Raw genomic sequence first — 19,848 nt, 5'->3', positions numbered from 1 at the left:
AGTTTTTTTACTTTTTCTTAGTAAAGAAAAATTCCGCCGATTTCAAGGCGGGATTTCATCGCTTTAAGCATGAGGATAGAAAGTTTCGGTTGGGTGTTCAAACTCAAAATCGGCACTTTCCTTGGCTTCGCTAAAAGCTGAGCGGTTATCAATCACAATATCTGTATCAGCTTCTGCTTCATCTTCAGCTAAAAATTCTTCATTTTCAATTTTTTCCCTGGAGCTAGTTAACCTTTCTTTTAGGTCACTCGTAGCCTGTTTAAGGGAATCTAATGCTTCATTGACGACATCATTATTTTTCAAACTGTCTGCCGTTTGGAAAACACGTTCTTTCATTGGTTGAAAGCCCTCTTGATTTTCTAGCAAAAAATCATGTAAATAACGATCGTATTTCAAGGCCTTTTCCCGCCCATCAAGAATCATTTGATCAACCTTGATCGCGATTTTTTCACGTCTTTCTTCCGTTAAAGTCTTAGAAATCGCAAAGGCTGTCCCGGCAACTAAACCTAAACCTGCTAATAATGTCTTTTTTCCCATACTTATTCTTCCTTTCTATTCAGCCTCTTACTTAGAAACTTCCTTTTGCACCTTTTTAGCTTGGTGTTTTTGATAAATTCGATTAACCACTTGCACAGTTTTAAATGCTTTTTGCGCTGTCCTAAAACGACTGGTCGTGGAACTTACTTTTTCAAAAGTGTTCCGGGTAGCAGTATTTAACTCGGAGAGACTCTCACCCACCTCACCAATAGTTGTAAATAAAGGATCTACCTTAGCTGACTTATCATTAATATCTCCCATCAATTTATTGGTTTGTATCAATAACTGATCCACATCCTCTGTTAACTCTTCTGTTCCCTTTGTCAAAACTTGGACAGTTTTAGTTAGTTCTTCGACCGTTTTCGTAGTCTTCACTAATAACAAACAAGTAAAGAGCACCAAAATTAAGAAAGCTAAAGCAGCTATCAACCCCGCTAATTGACCAAATGTTATCGTCACAAATATCTCCCCTTACTTACTATTTTAACTTAAGGATAGCATAAAAATCCCTTATCTTCCACGAAAAAAACGCTTTCTAAACTTTCTTAAACTTTTCCCAAATAATTTTACAGCAGAATACTAAGGAAAAATGCTATAATGAACAGGAAATAATTTATTATCTAGAAAGGAACGTCATGACTCACTTTTTTATTGCTAAAGAAAATGTCTTAGATCGGCAAGTCTCTAAGCAAACCAACCTATTAACTCGCTATCTCAATAGTATTGACTGGGATAGCCTTTTTAGTAAGGTGGTAACCACCACCATTTTAATCATCTTTATTTCTTTTATCTTCCTAATCGTTAATTCTATCGGGAAGAAAATTATCGACCGTAGTTTTAACCATGCCCACAAAGTTACCATCATGGAACAAAACAAAGCAGAAACTATCCATACACTCTTGCGTAATATCTTCCACTATGCTATGGTTTTTCTCTATATTTACGCTGTTCTTTCAACTTTAGGGGTTCCAGTGGCCACCTTAGTAGCTGGAGCTTCGATTTTCTCAGTAGCCATTGGTTTAGGGGCTCAAGGCTTTATTACTGACATGATTACTGGGGGATTTATCCTTTTAGAACAACAACTTTCTGTTGGTGATGAAGTTAAAATCGGGACCGTTTCGGGGACTGTCTACGCCGTTGGTTTACGGACTACTCAGGTTTTAGACTATGATGGAACCATGCACTATATCCCCAATCGTAATATCACCATTGTTTCCAACCTTTCTCGCAGCGATATGCGAGCTTTGGTAACCATCCCCCTCGATACTACTCAAAGTATTACCGACATGGAAAAGGTTCTGGAAGGTGTCAACACCAAGCTAGCAAAAACTTTTGCTAAGGATATCACCCAAGGTCCCACCTTGCTCGGGGCGGTTGATGCTGGTAATGGGCGCTTAACCTACCAAGTCTTAATTTACACTAAAAACGGGGCTCAATACAATATCCAAAGAACTTATCTGGCTCATTATCTGGAAGCCCTCCAACAAGCCGGCTTTAAGATTCCTGCAGTGGCCGCTCCTAGTGCACCCAAATAAAGCAAAAATCCCAACCATGTGCGAAATCATGGTTGGGATTTTTCCTATTTATGATTAAAATGTCGCCAAGCACTCATAAGGGTCAACGCTGTAAAAAAACAAGCACTAGCTGTAATCAAAACTGCATCCCCTATTTCTAAATCAATTTGTTTGGCATTGCTTTTATGACTTAATTTCATGATAATTTTCTTATTCTTTCCTAGTATGTCGCTGTAAAAACGTCTTTTTGGCGGTGCTCTAAATAACCTACAATTGTAGTTACAGCCTTTTGAATGGCTTCCTCTTTAGGTGATAAAAATTCTGAGTGAAGTGAATAAGGACTTTCGACACCTACCCAAAACATGGTTCCCGGAATTTTAGATAAAAGGTAGCCAAAATCTTCCCCTGTCATAGCGGGTGCTGTTTCTACAAAGTCTACCTGGTCGTTAGCTTGCATATAATCCATGAAAGCCTTGGTCGTATGGTCATTATTTTCAACAGGATAATAACCACCTTGGTTGAGTTCCAATTTTACCTCACAATCAAAGGCTTGGGCAATACCTTCCGCAATTTGTCGCACCCGCTTTTGAATTAAGAGATTATTTTCTTGAGTTAAAGCCCGAATCGTCCCATCAATTTGACATTGTCCAGCAATTACGTTCCCCGTTGTCCCCGCTTCAAAGTGACCTAAAGTCACCACGCCCGATTGAATCGGATCAACATTACGACTGACAATGGTTTGAATTTGGTTGACAAAAGCTGCTCCTGCTACAACCATGTCATTCGCCTGATGCGGAAAGGCTGCGTGACCACTTTTTCCAATAAAAGTTGCATGGATTTCACAAGTTCCTGCAAATAAAGTTCCTTGCCGACAACCAATCGTCCCGGCTGGTAACTGCGGATTATCATGAAAGGCATAAATTTCATCGGGCATCCATTCATCCATAACTCCACTTTGGTAGACCTGCATCCCCCCACTCAAAATTTCTTCTGAAGGCTGGAATAAGAAAAGTAAATTACATGCTGGTTGATTTTCCGCAAAGTAGGATAAAACCCCTAAGGCAACCGTCATATGAATATCATGCCCACAAGCATGCATTCGCCCCACATGTTTGGAAGCAAAAGGTAAGCCCGTTTGTTCAGTAACCGGTAATCCATCAATATCTGTACGGTAACCGATAGTTTTGCTTTGATTTTTTCCTTGCACACGAACAAGCGTAGCTGTTTTCCAAGTCTTTACTTGTAAGAAATCTTGCGGCATCCGACTAATGTATTCACGTAATTGCGTACTAGTTTCAAACTCTTCCATTCCAATTTCAGGAATTTGGTGTAAGTTCCGCCTAATTTCAATTAATTGTTTTTCTGATAATGGCATCTAGTTCCCCTCTTTCAAAAAAAGCGAGAACAAGTCTCGCTTTCACCCTAATTAAAGTTGGCGTAAATCATCAACGATTTCTTTTTTACCGTCTTCAACATCCTTGGCTTCTTTAATTACCTTGGCTGGTGAACCAGCAACCACAGTCCCAGGAGCAACGTCTTTGGTAACCACTGAACCGGCCCCTACAATCGCCCCTTTACCAATACGGACACCTTCTAAGACCACGGCATTGGCCCCGATTAAAACATCATCTTCAATCGTTACCGGTTGTGCAGAAGGGGGTTCAACCACCCCAGCTAAGACTGTTCCAGCTCCGATATGGCAATGCTTGCCCACTAAGGCACGACCACCTAAAATTGCACCCATATCAATCATGGTACCCTCACCAATTTCGGCCCCAATGTTAATTACGGCTCCCATCATGATAACAGCATTATCGCCAATTTCAACTTGATCACGAATAATTGCACCGGGTTCAATCCGAGCGTTGAATTTCTTTTTATCAATCATTGGCACCCCAGTATTGCGCCCATCATTTTCCACCCGGTATTCCGTAATCCCGGCTTCTTTTAGGAAAGCTTCTACCTCTTTCCAATCACCAAAAATCACACCCGTCTTGTCATTCAAGTACGCATCGATTTGAGCTGGAACTTCGAGTCCTGCCAAATCCCCCTTCAAAAATACTTTAACTGGTGTTGTTTTTTCTGCTTGTGCAATGGTTTGAATAATTTCATGTGCATCTAATTTAGCCACATTTTTTCCTCCTTTGGTTCCTAATCGTTCTCTGCTTTCCCATAATTTTTAGGGAAAAGTTCATATTCCTGTTCTAATTTATGCGCTACATAGTTTACCCCTTTCATGATTTCACGTCGGGTGATAATCCCTTTAAAGATCTCATTTTGATCCACCACCACTAAGAAAGCTTGATCCACCAAAAGATGGAGCACATTTTCCAAATCAAACGGAACTGTAACTATTGGTACCTCTGTTTGCATAACTTCTTTTACTTGATGTTGATTTAAAACGCTAGGATCAATACCCTCTAAACCTAGCATTTTCTCGGTAATCATGGCTAGAGAAAGTAAACCTTTAAAGTGTTGGTCCTTATCTAAAACAGGAATTTTGGCATAACGAACCTTTGTTAATACAAGTAAAGCATGGTCTAAATAATTTTCATCTAGAACATTGGCTACTTTGTCTGCGGAAATGATGAAATCTGTTTGCTTAGAAGCTAACAAATCCTCAATCGCCTGTGCAATCATGTCTTTTCCTCCTTGGTTCTATTCTTATTGTAAGCCATCTGCCTTTAAAAACCAACATGAAAATATAATCTGTCTTTCATTATTTTTTGTGAAAATTCTTACATTAATAGTTGACATTAACCCTTTTCAAAATTATAGTAATATAGGTAATTATTATTCTTTATTTTATAAATTGTCCAGGAGGATATTATGGATATCTCGTTTACTACTAAGCTAGCAGCGGAATTTTTTGGAACAGCTATCATGTTAATCTTAGGTAACGGTTCCGTCGCTAACGTAGAACTTAAGGGAACAAAAGGTGAACATAGTGGTTGGATGACAATTGCTGTCGGATATGGTTTCGCCGTGTTAGTTCCAGGGATGATGTTTGGTGCCATTTCAAGTCAAACTAACCCAGCCATGACTTTAGGTTTAGCTTTTGCTGGTGACTTCCCATGGAGCCAAGTACTCCCTTACATTTGTGCCCAATTCTTAGGGGCCATTGTTGGTCAATTAGTCGTAGTGGCCTGTTTCAAACCCCACTACGATTTAACAGAGAACCCCGAAGCTGTTTTAGGGACTTTCTCAACTATCAGCGCCACAAGTAGCCGATTCAATGGTTTTGTTAACGAATTCTTCGGAACTTTCGTTTTAATCTTCGGTGCTTTAGCTATTACCCACTCTGATTTCTTTGTTCATGGAAATCAAGGTGCAGGTCACATCTCAGTCGGTTTGTTGGTTATGGTTTTAGTTACTTCCTTCGGGGGCCCTACTGGTCCAGCCTTGAACCCTGCTCGTGACTTAGGGCCACGTTTATTGCACGCCCTCTTACCATTGAAGACTAAAGGTTCTTCCCAATGGGATTACGCTTGGGTGCCTGTTTTAGCCCCAATCTGTGCCGGAATAACTGCGTGTTTATTATACCGAGCAGTCTTCGGTTTATAAAATGACTAAGAGTTGAGCACATCGACTCTTTTTTTGTAATCAAAAAGCCTCGGGAGCAAAACTTCCAGGGCTTTTTGGCTTTAATTCAAAGGATCACCATACCAAGCTTGGTAAGTACTTTCAATAAGTTTAAGGGCGCTTTGTGTCATTTGACCGGTTAGAATTTCACTTTCCGTTTGTCCCGCCAAAATAGCAGCATTTATAGCCTTGAACATGGCTTGCGCCGCATTTTCTTGACCTTTAGCTAACAAGCGCTTCTTAGTGTTTGTTTTTTGAATAATCGCATTATCGCCAAAGACTGTATCTTTGACAATAATTTGACCTTCATTTCCATAAATTTTCATTTCATTAGCCACTGCAAAATCGATACTCAATGTTACGTTAGCCAAAACCGCACCCGCCTTTAGGTTCAAGACGCTGTAATCATCGGCCGCTCCGACTTGATTGTAGTCTAAACCATTGTAGGCAGTGACCTCTTGGCCTAACAAATAAGTCAAAAGATTAATTTGGCTACTACCTAAAATATTGAGGGCCCCGCCCCCAGCCGCTAAATCTTTTTGCCACTGTTCATCCTTTGGTAAACTAGCAGACGCTTTAAGTTCCACTAATTTAACTTGCCCAATTTCTCCAGCTTCTAGGACTGCTTTTAATTTAGCAAACAGTGGGTTAAACAAACCAACTTGAGCTTCCATTAAGAAAAGTCCCTTATTTTGTGCAAGCATAAATAACTCACTGGCCCCTACTTGATGCCGGGTAAAGGGAGCTTCCATCACGACATGTTTACCATTTTCTAACGCTAGTTTCGCACAAGCATAGTGACCGCGATTTTCTTGTGGGATAAAGACTACATCAACATCAGGGCTTTGACAAACTTCTTCATAACTTTCAAAAGCACGGGGAATTTGCCATTTTTGAGCTAAATATTTGGCATCTAAAGCTTCACGTCCCGCAATCGCACTGACTTCGCTTCCGGCAATAGTTGTCAAAACCGCAATGGCCTTTTTAGCATTTAACCCGGTCCCCAAAATTCCATACCGTATACTCTTCATTCTTTCCACCTCTAATTTTTCATTTATTCCATTATACCAGAGTTTTCTTACTAGTTTAGTATCATTTCTGACTTAACTAAAAAACCGAATAGCATAAAGCTACTCGGCTCATAGTAATCATTTTAGTTCAAACGATCAGTTAATTCTTTTGTTAATTCTTCATAACCTGGACGGCCTAATAAAGCAAACATATTGTTCTTGTAGGCTTCAACTCCTGGTTGGTTGAATGGGTTAATCCCGTTCAAGTAACCTGATATAGCCACAGCGATTTCGAAGAAGTAAATTGTGTAACCTAAAGTATATTCTGATTGATCAGGAATGTTAACGATCATGTTAGGTACACCACCGTCAGTGTGAGCTAGGACAACCCCTTGGAAAGCCTTAGTATTCACGTAATCCATGGTCTTGTCTTCTAAATAACCTAAACCATCAAGATTTGCTTCATCCTTAGGAATCGCAACATCGTGATTAGGAGTCCCCACCTTGATAACTGTTTCCATCAAGTTCCGGCGTCCTTCTTGAATGTATTGGCCCAAGGAGTGTAAATCAGTTGAGAAGTTAGCCGATGATGGGTAGATACCCTTTTGGTCTTTTCCTTCTGATTCACCCATTAATTGTTTCCACCATTCGGAGAAGTATTGTAAGGATGGTTCGTAGTTTTCTAAGATTTCCGTAGTGTAACCCTTACGGTATAAGATGTTACGTAAAGCAGCATATTGGTATGCTTCGTTCTTAGTTAGGTCAGCATCTGTGTATTCGTGAGAAGCATCACGAGCACCTTCCATTAACTTATCAATATCTGCCCCAGAAACAGCGATTGGTAACAAACCAACTGGTGTTAAGACCGTGAAACGACCACCAGTTGAGTCAGGAATAATGAACGTTTCGTAACCTTCAGCATCGGCTTCTGTCCGTAAAGCACCCTTTTGACGATCAGTTGTCGCGTAAATCCGTGCCTTAGCGCCTTCTTTACCATACTTTTCAACTAATTTTTCTTTGAAAATTCGGAAAGCAATTGAAGGTTCTGTCGTCGTACCAGACTTGGAAATTACGTTCACAGAAAAATCACGATCACCAATTAAGTCTAACAAATCATAGACATATGATGATGAAATTGAGTTCCCAGCGTAGAAGATTTGTGGGGCTTTACGCTTGTCAGCTGACAAGTAGTTAAAGAAACCGTGGTGAATGAATTCGATGGCGGCACGAGCACCTAAGTATGAGCCACCAATTCCAATTACAACTAAGACTTCAGAATCGTCTTGAATTTTCTTAGCTGCGGCTTTGATACGTGCAAATTCTTCCTTATCATAATCAGTTGGTAAGTTCAACCAACCTCGCATCTCATTACCTGCACCCGTACCCTTACGTAATTGTTCATCAGCAGCGTTCACCATTGCTTGAATTTCTGCTAATTCGTTGTCTTGGACAAACTTAGTCAAGTTTGAGCTATCAAATGAAATATGTGCCATTAATTATCGCTCCTTAAAATTTATTTTACATCTTTAATTATACAAAGATTTTCTTTAAAATAAAAGCCCTTAAATCACTATAAATTATTAAAATTACTTATAAGTACTTATAACTTTGCGGACATCTATAGATGGATTCTTGGTTTTATCTTTAATTTCACCTTAACTACTTGTTTTTAATGGTTGCTTTATTTTAAAATATGGGTTAGACAATGCAGAAAGGACGGTTTTTCCGTGTACTGGCAGAAAATTAAAAAATTCTTAGCCACTCGGTGGGGCTTTTTTACTTTACTTACCTTACTTTTTTGGGCTAAGACACTGGCCGTTTACTACCTTGACTTTAACCTCGGAGTCTCCGGCATTTACCAACATTTAGTTTTATGGGTTAATCCCCTCGGTACCACCTTACTACTTTTAAGTATCGGTTTGTATATTCGCCGCACTTTTCCAGCTTACTTAGCAATGATTTTGATTTATCTTGCTAACTCGGCCCTTTTACTTTTTAACGTCATCTATTATCGTGAATTTACTGATTTCATGACAATTAATGTAATCTTTGGTTATTCCTCCGTTTCCAATGGACTTTCGACTAGTTCGTCCGCCTTACTAACTCCCAAAGATATCATTTTTGCGGTTGATTTACTGCTTATCCTGGGCCTTATTTTAACTAAGACCATCAAATTTGACAAGCGCCCCATCCCTAAGCTTTCTGCCTTAGCGATGACCTCTTTTGCTTTATTTTTCATGACCTTTAACTTGACCTTAGGGGAAATAAGCCGGCCACAACTACTAGGCCGGACTTTTGACCGAGCCTACTTAGTTAAATATCTCGGTCTCGACTTTTTTACCGTTTATGACGGACTTAAAACTGCTAAAACCAACCAAGCCCGCAATGAAGCTAATAGCGCCGATTTAAATAAGGTGATTAATTTCGCCCAAGAGCATTACGCCAAGCCTAATGAACAAATGTTTGGTGTCGCTAAAGGTAAAAATGTGATTGTAATTCATTTGGAAAGTTTCCAACAATTCTTAATTAATTATAAGTTAAACGATCAGGAAGTAACTCCCTTCTTAAATAGTCTTTACAATAGTAAACAAACTTATAGTTTTGCCAACTTTTTTAATCAGGTTGGCCAAGGGAAAACTTCTGATGCCGAAAACATGTTGGAAACTAGCACTTACGGGTTACCTCAAGGTTCACTCTTTTCCACTTTGGGTAGCGAAAACACCTTCCAAGCAGCCCCGGCTATATTAAATCAAGAAGCCGGTTATACTTCTGCGGTCTTCCATGGTAACGTTGGTTCTTTCTGGAACCGTAATGACGTATACAAAAATATGGGATACCAATATTTCTTTGATGCTAGCTACTACGATACAAGTGCCGAGCGCTTGAGTGAATATGGTTTAAAGGATAAATATCTTTTCCATGACTCCGTTAAATATCTTGAACAGTTACAACAGCCGTTCTATACCAAATTTATTACGGTCACCAACCACTTCCCTTATACCTTGGATAGTGCTGACGCTGATTTTCCAGCTGCTAATACCGGAGAAGCTTCGGTTGATAACTACTTTGTTACGGCCCATTACCTAGATCAAGCGATTGAAACTTTCTTCAATTACCTTAAGAAATCCGGCCTTTACGATAATTCCGTGATTATCCTTTATGGTGATCACTACGGAATTTCTGATTCGCGAAACTTAAAATTAGCCTCTCTGTTAGGAAAATCAGCCTCAACTTGGAGTGACTTTGACAATACCCAGATGCAAAGAGTTCCGTTTATGATTCATATTCCGGGGCAAGAAAATGGTGGCGTACAAACCCAATATGGGGGGGAAATTGATGTTCTACCAACCTTACTTCACCTTTTAGGGATTAATTCCTCAGCATATTTACAATTTGGAACTGACCTATTTTCCAAAGAACATGATCAAACCGTGGCCTTTAGAAATGGTTCCTTCATTACTCCTAAATATACTGTTGTTTCAGGGACTATCTACGATAATCAAACTGGAGCCGTTGTCACCCATCCGTCTAAAGCGGTTAGTGACTACCTTGCGGAACAAAAGCAAAAAGTTCGGACCGAGTTATCCTTATCGGATACACTTAATACTAAGAATCTCTTGCGTTTCTATGTTCCCGCTCACTTTACGCCGGTTGACCCTAGTTTGTATGATTATAAGAAACAATTTGAACGCTTGAAAGCCTTAAATTCTAAATTAGGTGCTAAGTCTAAGAGTCTTTACAGCAAAAACAAGCATAAATCTACAGTTGACGATTATCCTAACGAAGAAGATAGTCTGAACCAAGATAACACCAATAATCAAGCAAATAGCACTGATAATAGCCAAACAGAAACTAGTCAAGAAGAAAGTACGGCTAGTGATAGCAGTGCTAGCACTAGTTCCACTGCTGCGCCAGCACTTTACGCAACCAGCGGTAACACCTCAACTCCGCCAACTGAATAGAACAAAGAAAAGATTGGAAAAATAAACTTTCCGATAACTTTTTATCGCAAAAAGAACCGCTAGAAACATTGCTTTAGTAGCATACTTTCTAGCGGTCTTTATTTTTTGGCCCTCTTCTCGGTCATCTTTTATGCTTGTTTATCAGGGAAAGTCATAGTAAAAGTCGTCCCTTTACCTACTTGACTTTGGACTTCAATCTGGGCTTGGTGTAAATCGACTAACTGTTTTACAATCGATAAGCCTAAACCAGATTCACCATACTTCTTATTTGTCCGAGAAGGATCCGCTTTATAATAACGTTCCCAAATATTTTGAACTTGTTCGGACGTCATCCCCATTCCAGTATCATAGATACGAATCACGGTTTCTCGGTATCCTCGTTCACCCGAAAATCCAATCGTACCATTTTGAGTAAATTGAATGGCATTTTGGGTAATATTAAAAACAATTTGTACTAGGCGATCATAATCCGCGTAAATTGGTAATTCATCCGGTAACGCCAATTCAAAGCAATCATTATTTTCCTGGGCCTTAGCCTCCAATTGCTTGGCAATATTCTTAATAATTTCACTGGCATTCAATTCAGTTTGATTAAGAACAATCACACCACTGCGAATCTTTTCATAATCGAGATTTTCATTGACTAAACGAATCAAACGTTTGGTTTCATTTTGCATTAAGGTAATACTTTTTTCCTTACTTTCTTCAGGGATCACATCATAGGCTAATCCTTCTAAAATACCATTAATAGTTGTTAGTGGCGTCCGCATTTCATGAGCCGCATCAGCCATAAAACGAAGTCTAAGCTCTTCTTGACGCTCGATTTCCTTATTAGAAGCAGCCAAGGAGGACGCCATCCGGTTGAAATCATGCGCTAATTCATCCAACTCATCTTTTCCGCGATTTTTAATCGCAACATCAAAGTTGCCATCCGCAATTTGCTTCGTCGCACTTTGCAAACGCCGAATTTTTTTAGTCATGTAATGAGCTAAAATGAAGCTTACAATTAGACCTAAAGCTGCTGAAATCAATAGCGCATAAAGTAAGTTGACCTCTACAGCTGTTACGGCTTCTTTAATATTTGAAGCAATCGAGCCTAAAGAAATGACCGCTACTAATTCCTTTCGAGCATTAAAACACGGTACGAAAATATCTGTTAATTGTTGACGTTCCGTACTATAAGCACTGTCTAACTTTTCAGGAGGTTCTGGCAAGCTAACATCTAGATTGGTGGTCGGCTTAACCATTTTTTTCTTAACCCTCCGACCTGCAATGTCAAATTTACGATAAATTATCTTGCCTTGTTTAAGTTTTTTCCATTCTTTTTTAGAAATACTAGCTTTAAACGCATTATTTGGATAAATAATCTCATCACGCTTGGTATAGATTGTCATATGCACTCCTTGTCCTTGCAAGAGCTCATCAAATGACTCCAACTTAGTCTGATTAACAATCAGACTTTCTCGACTATCATCCACTTCCAACAGACGTAAGGTTCCAGAAGACTTCAAGCTATGCGCATAATTTTCCAACTGAAACCAGGTATTACGGTAAACATTTTCCTTCATTAAATGAAAAAAAGAAAAACCCAAAATTACCAGTAAAGTCAAAATTACCGTAAAAAATGCGATTACCTGTTGGTAAAAAATTTTCATCTATTTTACCTCTGAATCATCAAATTTATAACCTACACCCCAAACAGTTTGAATAACTTTTGGTCCAACCTTTTCAATTTTTTGCCGTAATTTCTTAATATGCGCATCTACTGTGCGTTCGTCACCATAATATTCATAATCCCAAACTAACTGTAATAATTGTTCACGAGAGAAAACTTGGCGAGGCTTTTGTGCTAGAGTCTTTAATAAATCAAATTCCTTTGGTGTTAAGTCCATAATTTCCTTATCAAATAAGAAAGCTTCCCGCGTCTTAGAATTCAATTTAAAGTGTTCAGTTTGTACATCAAAATTATCTACATCTTCGTTTTGAGTTACCTGAGTTTTGAGTGCTGGAGTTTCTGCTCGCCGATGCAAGGCTTTAATTTTTGCCATTAAGGTCAGCGGTGAGAATGGTTTAACGATATAATCATCGGCACCCATTTCTAACCCTAAAACTTGATCACTTTCTGAATCACGGGCGGTCAAAATAATAATCGGCACGGTTTTAGAAATTTGACGAATTTCAGTATTCACCTGCAGACCATCTTTTTTAGGTAAATTTAAGTCTAAAGTAATCATATCCCAACTATCAGGATCGTCTTTAAACATTGCTACTGCTTCTTCGCCATCATAAGCATAGTGCGCGTCCCAACCATCTTTTTGGAAGAACATACTCATCATTTCAGAAACGGATTTATTATCTTCAACCATTAAAATTTTCATTTACTTCCTCCTCAAAATTAACTCTTACTAAAAAACTAACAAATTTCTATGTCTACATTATTATCTAAATTTGAATTTTTTTAAAAGAAAAAAGCGCAGAACCTTACAGTCTTGCGCCCTACAATATGGAAGCGGCGGGAATCGAACCCGCGTCCAAGCATATCGCCACTTAAACGTCTACGTTCATAGTCAGACTATTTAACTTTCATCCAAGACCGCGCCGCCCGACCCGGCTAACATCTTGAACTAACCTAATTAATCTCTTCTTTTTCCTCTAGGTGAAAGGTCCAAGCGTAAGTCCACTTCATATAAAACCCGGATCTAACACATGGACGATGCTAGGCGGATTTACGCCACTGCGATTAGGCAGCTAATGCGTAAGATTGTGTGTTATTTTTTGCAGTTATATTTTAACTGAGCGTTTTATGGTAGTCGCAACCTACCAAACGCAGTCTAAGCTCGACCTATACCTGTCGAATCCTAAACGCCCCCATAAATGACTGTAATTAATTATACTACAATCATCTCAAAAGATAAAGCCATTTGTTCACTACATCTGATCCATAGTACGGTTTAATAATTGATCAACATAAAGATTTCCTTGGTTATTCGCGTGTCCCTTAGTCCAGCTATAATCTAAATTCGTAAACTTCGGTAATAATTGCGCCACAGCTTGCCATAACTCCTGATTTAAAACTACCTGACCATCAGCCTTACGCCAATTACGTCTTTGCCAAGAATTCAGCCACCCTTTAGTGACGGCGTCGAGGACATAACGAGAATCCAAGACAAACAAGACTTTCAAATTAAAGCGACCCAATTGCTCTAAGTAACGTAACGCCTGTAAGAAAGCTGTAACTTCCATCTTATTATTGGTTGCACCATACCCACCATTCGTGGCTTCGACTAAGATTTGTTTTTGCTTCGTAAAGGCGACAAAAGCCCAAGCGGCCTTATCATCATTTAAAACGTGTCCGCCCCGATAATTGCCATGATTCCGCGAACCACCATCGGTGTAAATCACCAAATCGTACTCTTCTGGCTGGCGACTTACGAGCTGAGGCTTAGCATTTAAACTACCATCTAAGTTTCCACCTTGATCAAGCCAAGCTTGAGCTTGCGCTTGACTAGGGAAAGACTTAAAGCGCGCCCCTAAAAAACCTTGAACCTGACGTTGACATTCCGGCCAGGAGGTGTAAATTCCGGGCTGGCGTCCCCGATAAACTGCATAGTATTTTTGCACCATAGCGCCCCCCTCTGACTTAACTTCAATTAATTTTAGCACAAAAAGACACATCATGGATGCATCTTTTGATTAGTTAATCCATACACTCATAGCATGAATGTTTTTTTCTAAACGTTCAAACGGCTCCCTAAGGGTTAAACGGTAAATTGATTCAAGCCCTCGTTTATCGTAGGTAACTAGACCCGCTTTGCGTAAAATCTTTAAGTGGTGCGAGACAGCTGGCTGGGTGATGGGCATCATCCGCGTTATTTCACTAACAGTTAGCCCTTCGCGGGAATGTTCACACAGTAACGTTATTAAATGTTGACGCTTATCGTCCGCCAATGCTGTCAAGACGTCTAATTCATTTTCAAAATCATTCAAAATCTTACTTTGCCTGCTTGAGAGGCCACTTCCAACTGTCATCATACCCACTCCTTCAATATTTTTTCACCTTTACTATAGCATAAAGCTCACTTTTCAGCAAACGTTTTCATTAAAAATATTGAATATCAGAGTAGAAAATACACCACTTACATTATAGATAAAAATAAATCGAAAAGAACATAGAGGCCGAGGCAAAAACCACCAATAGATGCCAGTAGACATGAGCATACTTAACTCCATGAATACTGTAAACCCCTGCCCCTAAAGTAAATAAGATACCTCCTAAAACGAGTAAGGTTATCCCTGTACCACCTAGGGCCAAAATTAGAGACTTAGCACCCAGCAAACATAACCACCCCATACCGATATAAATAATTGTTTCGATATACTGCTTGCGATTTTTGGCCAAAATGTGGTAACAAATTCCTAGAACTGCCAGCACCCATACCACCACTAAAAGCGCTAGGCCTGCCTTACCCTGAATGCCTAAGAGGCAATATGGGGTGTAGGTTCCAGCAATTAATAGATAGATTCCACAGTGATCAAAAATTTGAAAAAGCCGGCGCGCTTTCGTAAAGTAAAAAGTATGAAAAAACGTCGAAAAGAGATACAAACCTAATAAACTAAGCCCATAAACCAAGTAGGCTGCAAAATATAAAGGGCCTTGATTGAGACCTTTCATAATTAATAAAACTAAGGCTACAATACTAAGTGCCACCCCAATTCCATGTGTAATAGCACTAAATACTTCGTTAATTATTTGTGATTTATAATCAAGTTTCATACTCATCGCCCTCTTTTTCTTTTTTCTAAATTATACAGCTATATAAATTATAAGTCAATAACATCTAGATTTAAAATCTAGATGACAACAAAGTAAAACTACGTGTTATAATTAAAGATAGATAAAACTTAGATAGAGGACAAATAATATATGGCTGAAAAAATATCAATCAAAGACTGGTTAAATTTCTTTCATCCCCAGCCCTTACCCGCTTGGGAAGAGTTTCCTGATTTTGAACTTTATATGGATCAACTCGTAAGCTTAGGCAACCGTTACTTAGCGGACTTAACCGATGCCCCCATCACCTCTTCGATGGTCAATAGCTATGTCAAAAAAGGGCTCCTACCGCGTCCTATTAAGAAAAAATACCAATCGACCCACTTAGCTCATCTTTTGGTAGTATCGCTTTTAAAATATGTTTACTCCCTCGAAACAGTAAAAAAATCGATTGACTTCGTGTTAGAAAATCAAAGTGTGGAGGAAGCCTACCATACTTTCCAAAAACTCTTCAACCAAACCTTAGTTGGTATCAAAGATGATCAACTCCCTGAAGTACAAGATGATGCGGAACATCCCCGTTTAGAAACCGCGGAAACCTTCGCTATTCGGGCGGTAATCTATAAAACTATGAGTAACCAACTCTTAAAAAAGGTTGAACAACAAGAAAATTAACATTACATGCCAAAAACTCGTAACCAAATTAGTTACGAGTTTTTTATTTTAGTAAAATAAAAAGCCCAAGAAATTTTCCTTGGACTTCTGAGACATCAATTTTAGATTAACCTAAAGCTGGAGTACCAAACCATTCGATACGTTCCTTAACGATGTCAGTAATAGCTTGTGTACCAGGTGCAAGCAACTTACGTGGGTCGTAACCCTTGCCTTCTTGGTCCTTACCTGCTTCAATGTACTTACGAGTAGCTTCTTGGAATGCTAATTGGCATTCAGTGTTAACGTTAACCTTTGAAACACCCATTGAGATAGCTTTTTGGATTTGTTCCTTAGGAATACCAGAACCACCGTGTAATACTAATGGTGTGTCAATAGCATCTGCAATTTCCTTCAAACGGTCAAAGTTTAAACCAGTCCAGTTTGCAGGGTACTTACCGTGGATGTTACCGATACCACATGCCAAGTAGTCAACACCTAAAGCAGCGATTTGCTTAGCTTCTTCAACATCAGCTAATTCACCAGCACCAACGATACCATCTTCTTCACCACCAATTGAACCAACTTCGGCTTCAACAGAGATGTTAGCAGCGTGTGCTAAGTCAACGATTTCCTTAGTCTTTTCTAAGTTTTCTTCGAATGGTAAGTCGTGACCATCAAACATAACTGAAGTGTAACCTGCACGAATTGCTTCCAAGGCAGCTTCGTAGTTACCGTGGTCTAAGTGCATTACGACAGGAACAGTAATGTCCATTGACTTTACAGTTTCGCGAACTAACATGTTGCATAATTCGTAACCACCCATGTACTTAGCAGCACCCATTGAAGTTTGGATTAAAACAGGTGTGTTTGTTTCTTGTGCAGCTGCTAAAATGGCACGAGTCCATTCCAAGTTGTTTGTGTTGAAGGCACCAACAGCGTAGTGACCTTTACGAGCAGCAGCAAAAATTTCGTTACCGTTTACGATTGACATAAAACAGCCTCCTAAAAAATTTACAATGTAAAAACTTACTCATCTGAGTACATTCTTATTCTAACACATTTTTGTAACAAAACGCACTATAATTTACCTGCTTTTTTCGCTTTTCTTCCAAAATCTTGCAAAAGCACACAGTTTCTTTCATAAATTTAGTTAAAATCTCTAAATCTAAGCAATATGATTTTCGCGTAATATTTTATTCACCAAAGCTTGTGCTTCCGGTGTTTTTTCCCATTCTTGGAAATATGTCATCCCTTCGTCTTGCATTGTAAAAGTGTTATTAATATACTCTTCATACTTAATGACGTTGGTTGAACGCGGGATATTAAGTTGTAAAATACGAACCTCTTTGATAAATCCCCGGACCGCAGCTAACTCAGCACGCCCGTTTTGAACCATATTCGCTACTTCATAATAGTGGCTACCATCATTACGAGTAATTTCTTCGATTAAAGTTAAAACTTCGTGACTTTTCATGACATTTTTCCTTCTTTACTTTTTTCATTTATTATAACAAAAAACAACCACCATAACATTACGGTGGTCGGCATAAGAGAGAAAGAGAATTGATTAGAAGGTAATATTCAAATACCTTACAAGAAAATGATAACCCCCAGTGAAAGCGTTGTCAACATTTTTATCTAAATACCTCACAAATTCACAAACTTTTTGAGCTACCCATACTTATTCTAATTCTCGCGAACTCTGGCTCGTCACTTCCTCGGCTTCTTCACTACTTTCCGAACTTACTTGTTTGCTCGTATTACTACTTTGTGTCACCGCGGAACTTGTCTCGGTGTTACTACTACTTGCTGTCTCACTACTGTTAGTCACATAAATTTCCACTTCAATTGAAGCTGGACTAACTGCTGTAATACCACTTTGACTAGGATTAATCCGCACACTTTGACTCGTTGAACTTGTAATTCCTGCTACCGAAATTGGAACCCGTAAAGAGTTTATTTTATCAAGTGCAGCCTTCGTCCCTGTTACCATCACACTAGTGGTTTCACTACTAAAGGAATAGTTTTTACCACTTACGCCATCATCACTAGCAACAAGTTTTAACGGTAATTTCTTGGTAATAGTAGCAGCCTCAATAGGCACGGTAACAGTAGTTTGACTCGGACTAATTTCTACTGGTAAAACCTGTCCTCTTTTATCTAAGGCCACAATATCCACCGTACGTGTAACCGTCGTCCGTGTATTGTCAGGCAAGTTAACATCAGCTACCACATTAGCGATGTTTTTTACGTCACTTTTAGCCCCCGTCACTGTGACTGATTTACGAGATAATGTCGCAATACCAGCCGCATAACCATCAGCTACTTGATTACTATCAAAACGAGCTTGAACTTGCATTTTCTTAATCGCCTTACGACTAATCTTGACCGTTATTTTATCTGGATTTAAGTCCACTGATAATTCTCGGCTAATACCACTTGTCTTTAGTTTGACTGTATGTTTTCCAACCGACAGGTTATTTAAGTCAGCATAAACCGTAAAGTTTTGAGTATTATGCATCGCAGTCACCAGCGCCGAAGAACCCGTCACTTTTAATTTGACCGTTTCAGGTGCATCTTGCACGACATAGCGCTCATCATCATAATTTAATTTCAAGTTAGTGGTAACTTCAAAGGTCTTGTTGGTTTTTAAAACACTACGGAAGGCTGATTTATTGACCTCCATTCCCCTTTGACTTGCAGTTTGCGAGTTAACATAAAGAAATAAGAACAAAGCCATCGCCAGGGAAACGAAGCGGTAGAAAATTTTACTAGTCCAAAAATTTTTTTTCAATGTTTCCGCCCCCTTTTTTTGAAGTTCGACTTTCTGGCAAAAATGGCCTCCATCAAACGCACCAACGGAATCGGACCTTGGTCATCATCTTTGGTTTTCGGAACTAACTCACTACGTAATAACTTAAGGTAATCGTCTCGCCGTAAATCGCGAATTAATTCGCTATTCTTGGTAATCGTAACGCCACCAGTTTCTTCAGAAACAATCACCGTCAGTGCGTCAGTCACCTCGCTAATCCCAACTGCAGCCCGGTGACGAGTTCCTAATTCTTTAGGAATGGCATTACTTTCTGACAAAGGCAAATAAGCTGCCGCTACCGCTACTTTATTATTTTTAATGATTACCGCTCCATCATGCAAAGGCGTGTTGGGGATAAAAATATTTATTAAGAGCGCCCCGGTAATATGAGCATCTAGTTTAATCCCCGTTTCGATATATTCATCTAACCCCGTATTTTGTTGGATTGTAATCAGCGCCCCAATCCGCCGCTTGGACATATATTGGATAGCTTGATCTAAGGCTTCAACCATCTCTTCTTCTTCACGTTGCGCCTTATTACGTGTAAAAACCGAACCACGTCCGAGATGCTCTAATCCTCGTCTAATTTCTGGTTGGAAAATTACAATACATGCAATAATCCCCCAGTTAATAACCTGATCCATAATCCAAGAGACGGTTTCTAAGCCGCCATACAAACTTATCACCTTAATGGCAATAATAATTAAGACCCCTTTGAAAAGTTGGACGGCTTTGGTCCCCCGTAATAATAGAATCAGCTCATAAATAACAAACCAAACCACGAGAATATCTACAATATTGGCCACGTTACGCCAAGTGAAGATACTTCCCCAGTCAAAAAACATACTTTCTCCTCCCTTCAAAACTTTACTTTTACTAATAATTATAGCACGGCTAGCCCGTCAACTACCCCTCTCTAAAGAGAGGGGCTTATAAGGTTGAACCTTACAGTTCTCTGTCACAAGTTGCATAGATACAGACTGCATACCAGCATAGCCAGTACGTC

20 protein-coding genes and 1 other RNA gene are annotated in these 19,848 nt (G+C 39.3%); 4 read left to right on the top strand and 17 right to left on the bottom strand.

What is annotated here, in order from left to right:
* Positions 1-63 precede the first annotated feature (63 nt).
* Together FC36_RS04380 and FC36_RS04375 are read right to left on the bottom strand one after the other, a co-directional pair.
* Complete coding sequence (locus FC36_RS04380) at positions 64-537, bottom strand: hypothetical protein (protein WP_025020710.1); 474 nt, start codon at positions 535-537, stop codon at positions 64-66.
* 27 nt (positions 538-564) lie between these two features.
* Positions 565-996 carry a DUF948 domain-containing protein gene (locus tag FC36_RS04375; RefSeq protein ID WP_025020711.1) on the bottom strand — a complete coding sequence of 144 codons (432 nt, stop codon included), beginning with the start codon at positions 994-996 and terminating at the stop codon, positions 565-567.
* A 176-nt stretch (positions 997-1,172) separates the two neighbouring features.
* Here FC36_RS04375 and FC36_RS04370 point away from each other — a divergent pair, with 176 nt between their 5' ends.
* A complete protein-coding gene (locus FC36_RS04370; protein WP_025020712.1) occupies positions 1,173-2,072 on the top strand; it encodes a mechanosensitive ion channel family protein in 900 nt (299 codons plus the stop codon).
* Positions 2,073-2,271: 199 nt separating this feature from the next.
* Here FC36_RS04370 and FC36_RS04365 read toward each other — a convergent pair whose 3' ends face one another.
* From FC36_RS04365 to cbpB, 3 genes are read right to left on the bottom strand one after another with little or no spacing between them, the layout of a single operon-like run.
* Positions 2,272-3,426, bottom strand: coding sequence for an N-acetyldiaminopimelate deacetylase (locus tag FC36_RS04365; RefSeq protein WP_025020713.1), 1,155 nt, complete (start codon positions 3,424-3,426; stop codon positions 2,272-2,274).
* Positions 3,427-3,477: 51 nt separating this feature from the next.
* Positions 3,478-4,182: a 2,3,4,5-tetrahydropyridine-2,6-dicarboxylate N-acetyltransferase gene (gene dapD, locus FC36_RS04360; protein WP_025020714.1), complete on the bottom strand. Its 705-nt coding sequence runs from the start codon at positions 4,180-4,182 to the stop codon at positions 3,478-3,480.
* Between the two features lie 20 nt (positions 4,183-4,202).
* Positions 4,203-4,691 (bottom strand): cyclic-di-AMP-binding protein CbpB, encoded by a 489-nt coding sequence (gene cbpB, locus FC36_RS04355; RefSeq protein WP_023859776.1) that lies wholly within the window; start codon positions 4,689-4,691, stop codon positions 4,203-4,205.
* Between the two features lie 189 nt (positions 4,692-4,880).
* On the opposite strand from cbpB, the gene FC36_RS04350 reads away from it, so the two are divergent.
* Complete coding sequence (locus FC36_RS04350; RefSeq protein ID WP_023859777.1) at positions 4,881-5,615, top strand: MIP/aquaporin family protein; 735 nt, start codon at positions 4,881-4,883, stop codon at positions 5,613-5,615.
* A gap of 80 nt (positions 5,616-5,695) precedes the next feature.
* Here FC36_RS04350 and FC36_RS04345 read toward each other — a convergent pair whose 3' ends face one another.
* Both FC36_RS04345 and FC36_RS04340 read right to left on the bottom strand, forming a co-directional pair.
* Positions 5,696-6,664: a Gfo/Idh/MocA family protein gene (locus tag FC36_RS04345; protein WP_025020715.1), complete on the bottom strand. Its 969-nt coding sequence runs from the start codon at positions 6,662-6,664 to the stop codon at positions 5,696-5,698.
* A 122-nt stretch (positions 6,665-6,786) separates the two neighbouring features.
* Positions 6,787-8,136: a glucose-6-phosphate isomerase gene (locus FC36_RS04340; RefSeq protein ID WP_023859779.1), complete on the bottom strand. Its 1,350-nt coding sequence runs from the start codon at positions 8,134-8,136 to the stop codon at positions 6,787-6,789.
* A gap of 234 nt (positions 8,137-8,370) precedes the next feature.
* Between FC36_RS04340 and FC36_RS04335 the strand changes: the two genes are divergently transcribed.
* Complete coding sequence (locus tag FC36_RS04335; RefSeq protein WP_056986732.1) at positions 8,371-10,605, top strand: LTA synthase family protein; 2,235 nt, start codon at positions 8,371-8,373, stop codon at positions 10,603-10,605.
* A gap of 128 nt (positions 10,606-10,733) precedes the next feature.
* Here FC36_RS04335 and FC36_RS04330 read toward each other — a convergent pair whose 3' ends face one another.
* The 6 genes from FC36_RS04330 to trhA all read right to left on the bottom strand — a co-directional run bounded on the left by FC36_RS04330 (position 10,734) and on the right by trhA (position 15,379).
* Positions 10,734-12,260, bottom strand: coding sequence for an ATP-binding protein (locus tag FC36_RS04330; RefSeq protein ID WP_025020716.1), 1,527 nt, complete (start codon positions 12,258-12,260; stop codon positions 10,734-10,736).
* A complete protein-coding gene (locus FC36_RS04325) occupies positions 12,261-12,983 on the bottom strand; it encodes a response regulator transcription factor (protein ID WP_025020717.1) in 723 nt (240 codons plus the stop codon). It abuts the gene before it with no gap.
* Positions 12,984-13,106: 123 nt separating this feature from the next.
* Positions 13,107-13,475: a transfer-messenger RNA gene (ssrA, locus tag FC36_RS11610) on the bottom strand.
* Positions 13,476-13,533: 58 nt separating this feature from the next.
* Positions 13,534-14,268 (bottom strand): ribonuclease H family protein, encoded by a 735-nt coding sequence (locus tag FC36_RS04320; RefSeq protein ID WP_225349923.1) that lies wholly within the window; start codon positions 14,266-14,268, stop codon positions 13,534-13,536.
* Between the two features lie 30 nt (positions 14,269-14,298).
* Positions 14,299-14,637 carry an ArsR/SmtB family transcription factor gene (locus tag FC36_RS04315; protein ID WP_025020719.1) on the bottom strand — a complete coding sequence of 113 codons (339 nt, stop codon included), beginning with the start codon at positions 14,635-14,637 and terminating at the stop codon, positions 14,299-14,301.
* 109 nt (positions 14,638-14,746) lie between these two features.
* The gene (gene trhA, locus FC36_RS04310; RefSeq protein WP_025020720.1) at positions 14,747-15,379 is read right to left on the bottom strand and encodes a PAQR family membrane homeostasis protein TrhA; all 633 of its coding nucleotides are present in this window, start codon (positions 15,377-15,379) and stop codon (positions 14,747-14,749) included.
* 150 nt (positions 15,380-15,529) lie between these two features.
* On the opposite strand from trhA, the gene FC36_RS04305 reads away from it, so the two are divergent.
* Entirely contained in the window at positions 15,530-16,051 is a 522-nt protein-coding gene (locus FC36_RS04305) for a DUF1836 domain-containing protein (protein WP_023859786.1), read from the top strand.
* A gap of 106 nt (positions 16,052-16,157) precedes the next feature.
* Here FC36_RS04305 and fba read toward each other — a convergent pair whose 3' ends face one another.
* The 4 genes from fba to cdaA form a co-directional block, all read right to left on the bottom strand.
* Entirely contained in the window at positions 16,158-17,021 is an 864-nt protein-coding gene (fba, locus tag FC36_RS04300) for a class II fructose-1,6-bisphosphate aldolase (protein ID WP_023859787.1), read from the bottom strand.
* Positions 17,022-17,195: 174 nt separating this feature from the next.
* The gene (locus FC36_RS04295; protein ID WP_023859788.1) at positions 17,196-17,504 is read right to left on the bottom strand and encodes a hypothetical protein; all 309 of its coding nucleotides are present in this window, start codon (positions 17,502-17,504) and stop codon (positions 17,196-17,198) included.
* Positions 17,505-17,711: 207 nt separating this feature from the next.
* Positions 17,712-18,824 carry a CdaR family protein gene (locus FC36_RS04290; RefSeq protein WP_025020721.1) on the bottom strand — a complete coding sequence of 371 codons (1,113 nt, stop codon included), beginning with the start codon at positions 18,822-18,824 and terminating at the stop codon, positions 17,712-17,714.
* On the bottom strand, positions 18,821-19,687 hold the full coding sequence (cdaA, locus tag FC36_RS04285) for a diadenylate cyclase CdaA (protein ID WP_023859790.1): 867 nt from the start codon (positions 19,685-19,687) through the stop codon (positions 18,821-18,823). Before cdaA ends, FC36_RS04290 begins: the two co-directional genes overlap by 4 nt.
* Positions 19,688-19,848: the final 161 nt, after the last annotated feature.

This window comes from Ligilactobacillus equi DSM 15833 = JCM 10991 (assembly GCF_001435735.1).
In the GTDB taxonomy this organism is placed as follows: Bacteria; Bacillota; Bacilli; order Lactobacillales; family Lactobacillaceae; genus Ligilactobacillus; species Ligilactobacillus equi.
This window is presented reverse-complemented; position numbering and strand designations above follow the sequence as displayed.